Source organism: Chitinophaga sp. (assembly GCF_036566945.1).
Lineage (GTDB): Bacteria > Bacteroidota > Bacteroidia > Chitinophagales > Chitinophagaceae > Chitinophaga.
This window is the reverse complement of the sequence record NZ_DATCVJ010000524.1, coordinates 1-5,592: the sequence shown is the minus strand read 5'-3', so window position 1 is coordinate 5,592 and position 5,592 is coordinate 1. Positions and strand designations below refer to the sequence as shown.

Genomic DNA, 5,592 nt, shown 5'->3' with positions numbered 1-5,592 from the left:
CAGCATCGCTTCCAGTGCTTTACTGCCTTCGCGTGGATCGAGCGTAGGATATTCATCCCGGTTGTAACGCGTCATCAACGTACCATCCGGCGCATAAGGGTATTCATATGGCATGGCGTAGTATACAGCGGCCAATGTATTTTCACCACTACTGGAGGCTTCATTCCGAATAAAGGACGACTCTGAATAAGCGAGACCGATATTAAGGTTGGCGGTTAATTTGCCGACGTTGAAATCCACATTATTTTTCAGGGAGTAACGTTTTAGTCCGGAAGTTCTGGCAATACCTTGTTGATCAAAATAGTTGACTGAGCTATAAAATCTCACATTATCATTACCTCCGCTGGCGCTCAGTTGTTGTTCCTGGAATTTTCCGGTTTGCAGGAAAATTTTTCTCCAGTCGGTATTCATGTTACCTAAGCTATCGAGTATATGATTGGCTTCCTGTTGTTCTTCGGGTGTTAAGTTGGCATAGTCAGGATTTTTGGGAGAATAATCCCAGCCGGGTCCATTACTTTCACCGGTTTCCAACCCTACTTCTTCCTGGAACTGCAGTATTTCTTTGGAGTTCATCATTTCATACTTCGGCGTGGTCATGTTGGAAAAGCCGTATTGCGATTTATAGCTGATGGCTACTTTTCCTGACTGTCCTTTTTTAGTAGTGATGACGATTACGCCATTGGAGCCGCGTGATCCGTACAATGCTTTTGCAGAAGCATCTTTCAGTACAGTTACAGTCGCGATGTCTTCGGGGTTGATGCCCTGGAATACGCCGGCTTCTATGGGAATACCATCCATTACGTATAAGGCGGAGGAGTTGCCGTTAATGGTGCCGACACCTCGGATAGTTACTTTGGCGCTGCTGCCGGGTTGGCCGGAGCCGGCGGCGACCACCATGCCGGGCACGCGTCCCTGCAGGATCTGGTCGAAGCTGGCCATGGGTACCTGTGTGATTTTATCGGCGCCTACTACGCCGGAGGCGGCGGTAGATTTATCCCGCGCATAATTCGTATAGCCGGTTACCGTTACTGCGTTCAGCGTCTTGACATCTTCTATCAGGGTAATATTGATTTCGTGACGGCTGCTGATTACTACTTCCTGGCTTACATAGCCTATCAGGGAAAATTGCAGTGACTTTGCATTGTCGGGGGCTGTGAGTTTATAGGTACCGTCTACCTGGGTGAGTGTGCCGGCAGTGGTGCCGGTAGCTCTTACCGTAACACCGGGCAGGGGCAGATTATCTATGCCTCTTACGGTGCCGGTGATGGTGATATTATCGGCTACCGTAGTGGGGGTGGGTGTTTGGGCGTATACGACTACGAGTCCGTCTTCCTTCACCGTATAGGCGAGGTTGGTACCGGAAAAGGCTTGCGAGAGTACAGCATCGAGGGTCGCTTCTTTTGCGGCTACCGACACTTTTTTATTTTCCGGCAGTGTTTTATCGTGAAACACAAAGCGGTAGGCCGTTTGATGCTCTAAAGTTTTCAGCAGTTGTTTGATACTTGTTTCTTTCACTTGCAGGGTAATCGTTTCCTGCGCAAAACAAATAGCCTGCACCTGCAGGCAGGTCAAAAAAAGAAAGATTGTCAATTTCATAGTTAGCAGCAGTTTGCCGGCGGGAACAGGTTTCCCCTTCCATTCCAGGAATACAAGTTTTAACATACCTTAGTGTTGGTTTAGTAAATGATCAATCCCGACATTTTCTGACCTTTTTCCGGGGAAGTGTTCCAGCACTTCCCCTTCTTTATTTTTGGCTGATGTATGATTCTACTTACTGATAATAATTTCTCCGTTCCGCATTTTATAGTTGAATGGATAAGATAACTGCAAAGCATCCAGTGCTTTGAGGATAGTTTCGCTTTCGAAGGTGCCGGAATAGCGGTACTCCTTCACTTCTTCATCGGCAAATTTCACGGGGATACCATACCACTTCTCCAGCCTGCCCGCTATCATTTCCAGTGGTTCATTTTCTATTTCGAGGCGATTTCTTACCCAGGCAATTTCTTTGGCTTTATGGTTTACCGGATCTGCGTCCAGCGGGGCCACTGCAAAAGGTTTGGCAATGTCTGTTGTTAATTTCTGATTTGGTTGCAATACAATTTTCTGTCCGGGACGATTGGCCAGTGTGACTTCTACCTTCCCTTTAAACAAGGCCGTTTCCGTTTGACGATTACGATAGGCACTGACGTTAAAAACGGTGCCTAATACTTTAATATCTACGGTAGCAGTATGTACAATAAAAGGATGCTGTGCATTCTGGGTGACATCGAAGAAGGCTTCCCCGGTGAGGGTGAGCCGCCGGTTTTCATGGTTAAATCCGGGAGACAACTGCACGGTACTATTCTCCCGTAAAACAATAGAAGAGCCGTCCGGCAGTACTACGGTTTTGCGGGGCTCTTTACCGGCGTTGATCACGACCTCATTTCCGGCAGTGCGGTGTTGATAAAAAAGCGCGGCACCTCCTGCCAACAAGGCGATGCCTCCGATGGCAGCGGCATATTTTAAGCCCCGTGGGAAGCGCCGTTGGGCAGTATCCTGTCCGGATTCCTCGCCCAGGGCCTGTTGCAGCTGATCATACCGGGCAATCCCATCTTCCAGATGCTTTGCCTGCTCTAACCGGCCACCCTGCCGGGCAGACAATAACGCCACGAGGTGGCGGGCTTCCGCGATCATCGCCTGTTTTTCAGGATGCTGGCGCTGCCAGTCGTTCCAGAACAACACATCCTTATCATGTTCTTCCCGGCAATAGCGCTGAAAAGATTCATCACATGCAAAATCGATGACTTCGTATTCCTGGAAATTCATGGAGGTAATGCCTTTGATTATACAGACGGCAGAATGCTTCGTTTTTCCTAAGGATTTTTTATTTTTTTTTCGGGAGAAGGAAAGCTCCTTATTTCAGCATTTTCCGAAGTGCCTTGATGGCATCATAAATAGTGTTGTAGGCCGTTTTCACGGTTTGCGAGGTTTGGGCAGCAATCTGTTCATAGGTCAGGCCTTCAAAAAATTTCAACCGCACCAGTTCAATCTGTCGGGGGGTGAGTGCTTTCAGGGCTAGTTGCAAACGGTGTTTCAGTTCTTCATCCTGCTGTACCTGGATAATAATTTCTTCATAAGACAATTCACTTTCCGCGTCTTTATCCGTCATCCGGTGAATAGCGGCATGAATCCTCGACTGATAGGCCAGCTGGTCCAGCAGTTGTCTTTTGAGGGCGGTGAATAAATAAGCAGGTACATTAGTAACGGGGCGCAGGCTTTGGTGCCGGCTCCATAACTGCAAAAACAGCTGTGTGATACAGTCTTTTACCAGTTCATCGCTGCCACATATTTTCAATCCAAATCTCAGCAGATGTGAATAAGTGTTGTTATACAACGCAAACAACGCCTGTTTATCGCCGTTTCTCAGACGTTCCCAATAAGCACTATTGTCTTCTTCATAAGACATACAATATCATATACCGGATACTTTAGTTCACGCATCCTGGGGTTAAGATACTGCGAAAAATCTTTATCGTTGCATTTCGTTCAGACGCCCAGCATCAGCCGCTCTTCCTCCAGCTCCGCCTCTTCCGGTGAAGTAGCCGGCATATCTGTTACTTCCGTGAGCAGCAGCGTGTATCCCAGTAATAACACAATCAGCAATACCTGGTAACGCAATACAATAGGCGCGGCCAGCACGCTGAAAGCAAAATTGATAAGGATGAAAGTCCAGCAGAGCAGCAGCGCAATGTTAAACTTGCGGCTGGACTTCCGGATACCTTTCTTGATCAGATATCTAATGGTTTCTTCCAAAAACAATAAATGACAAATAACGATCAGCGAAGGGAACAACGCCATCAGCGTGCTTTGCAGGTCGTTGTATTTACTTTCCGGCTTCTCTTTTTTTCCATCTCTGAAAAAAGCACTCACATTATTGAGGTCAGAACCCATGTACGGGCGGTTATACGCATTTAATACCTCCGGCTCGGGGAGCATATACAACTTTGCATTTTCCAACAGGTAGTAACGGGCAAAATCCCATGGATATTTTTGGATAGTATACTCCCCATAACTCCGGAACAGTGGCGCCAGCGCAGCCCAGGCCGTATAAGCGTCTTTATCTTTATTGGTAACCCAGTAATCTCTCAGCATCGATTTTTGCGGTGCCTCATTGTCCCACATAAATACAGATCCATCCCATACATGCTTCTTTTTTTCACTTCTCCTTAAATTATCACAATAATGGTACACCAGCTTGTGCATAACGGCAAACTTCGGCGGCACATCCGTTGAATCCAGCTTCCTGTATTGTAACATATACATCGAATTATTCATCATCTGCCAGCCGCTGAAAACAGAAAACTCCCGTACACCCGCATGTTCATAGGAACGCTGCCGGATAAACAATACAAAAGAAGCTATCAGCGCCATCGGCAGCAGCAACGCCATGATTTTTTGCCACACCTTATACCGGGACAACAATATCGGGATCAGCGCCACAAACGGGTAAAACAGGGCATTATAGCGAATCGTAAAGGCAAGTCCCAGCACTAACCCATGCAACACCAGTATTAACGTAGTAGGTTTATGCAACATCCATAACAACAGGGTTATCCAGGTAAGTCCGAGCGACAGAAACACCGCATCAGAAATAAAGTAGTTACTCAGGAAAGGAAATAACGGATTAATGAGCAGAAAGGCATAGAAGCCGTACCGGAAGTAGCTATCCGGGCGAAAAATATACACGATGCTGAAATAAAAGAACCAGGCGCTCACTTCCAGCAGGGTTAACTGCAGCACTGCCAGGGCTGTTTCCGAGTGCGACACCTGGTGGAACAACCACAAAAATTTGGAGTAGCCGATAGGCCAGATATTATGATCCAGGTTTTGCAGGGCCGTTTGCATGTAGGAGCCGGTATCTGACGTAAAATCCAGGTACGGAAAAAAATGTTTGAATACAAGCATCTTAATAGCCGCCGTAGCAACGGCGATGGCTAACAGCAGGCGATTACGGCGATCGGCGAAAATAAACGCGCCGAAGGTGCTGGCAGGGGTATTGGCGGGCATGGTGGGTGATAATAACATAATTTTACTTTTATAATTGATCCGACCGGCAGGATCTATGAGGGTGTTTGATTTAGGGTTGTGCTGCGTGTACAAGTATAACAGAAGCAACTGAAACGGGAATTCAGTGGGAGATGAAAGTATGGCAGTCAATGGTTTACTGCAGTTTTTTGGAAGAAAATGGGATAAAAATTTGGTATTTATTAGAAAAGTTCTACTTTTGCGGTCCTGATTTACTATTGCCGAATAGTATAACGGTAGTACGACAGACTCTGACTCTGTTTGTCTTGGTTCGAATCCAGGTTCGGCAACAATAGGCCGGAATTCTTTATCCAAAAGCATTCCGGCCTATTTTTTATACACAATTTATCTGATAGGTTTTGAAAAGTCAAGGATCAAGTTGAAAAGTTGGGGGATTAGTGGAAATTTTAAGCATAAAGTTTAGTCAATCTGTAAAGAAAAAATTCTACGTCCCGTACACCTCTGAGTGCATTCCTGAAGGACTTTATTTTGGCATTAAAAGACTCCGCAGCTGCGTTGGTGGCCCTG

At 46.4% G+C, this 5,592-nt stretch carries 5 protein-coding genes and 1 tRNA gene; 1 reads left to right on the top strand and 5 read right to left on the bottom strand.

Features of this window, described 5'->3' with window-relative positions:
• The 4 genes from VIP81_RS15885 to VIP81_RS15870 form a co-directional block, all read right to left on the bottom strand.
• On the bottom strand, positions 1 to 1,662 hold a 1,662-nt coding region (locus tag VIP81_RS15885; protein WP_331962693.1), incomplete at its 3' end, for a SusC/RagA family TonB-linked outer membrane protein.
• 105 nt (positions 1,663 to 1,767) lie between these two features.
• Positions 1,768 to 2,805 (bottom strand): FecR family protein, encoded by a 1,038-nt coding sequence (locus VIP81_RS15880; RefSeq protein ID WP_331962690.1) that lies wholly within the window; start codon positions 2,803 to 2,805, stop codon positions 1,768 to 1,770.
• Between the two features lie 88 nt (positions 2,806 to 2,893).
• Positions 2,894 to 3,445 carry a sigma-70 family RNA polymerase sigma factor gene (locus VIP81_RS15875; RefSeq protein ID WP_331962687.1) on the bottom strand — a complete coding sequence of 184 codons (552 nt, stop codon included), beginning with the start codon at positions 3,443 to 3,445 and terminating at the stop codon, positions 2,894 to 2,896.
• A gap of 80 nt (positions 3,446 to 3,525) precedes the next feature.
• Positions 3,526 to 5,064, bottom strand: a complete 1,539-nt coding sequence (locus tag VIP81_RS15870) for a hypothetical protein (RefSeq protein WP_331962684.1) — start codon at positions 5,062 to 5,064, stop codon at positions 3,526 to 3,528.
• Between the two features lie 219 nt (positions 5,065 to 5,283).
• On the opposite strand from VIP81_RS15870, the gene VIP81_RS15865 reads away from it, so the two are divergent.
• A tRNA-Gln gene (locus VIP81_RS15865) sits at positions 5,284 to 5,354 on the top strand.
• A 117-nt stretch (positions 5,355 to 5,471) separates the two neighbouring features.
• On the opposite strand, the gene VIP81_RS15860 is transcribed toward VIP81_RS15865, so the two are convergent.
• On the bottom strand, positions 5,472 to 5,592 hold a 121-nt coding region (locus VIP81_RS15860; RefSeq protein WP_331962696.1), incomplete at its 5' end, for a transposase.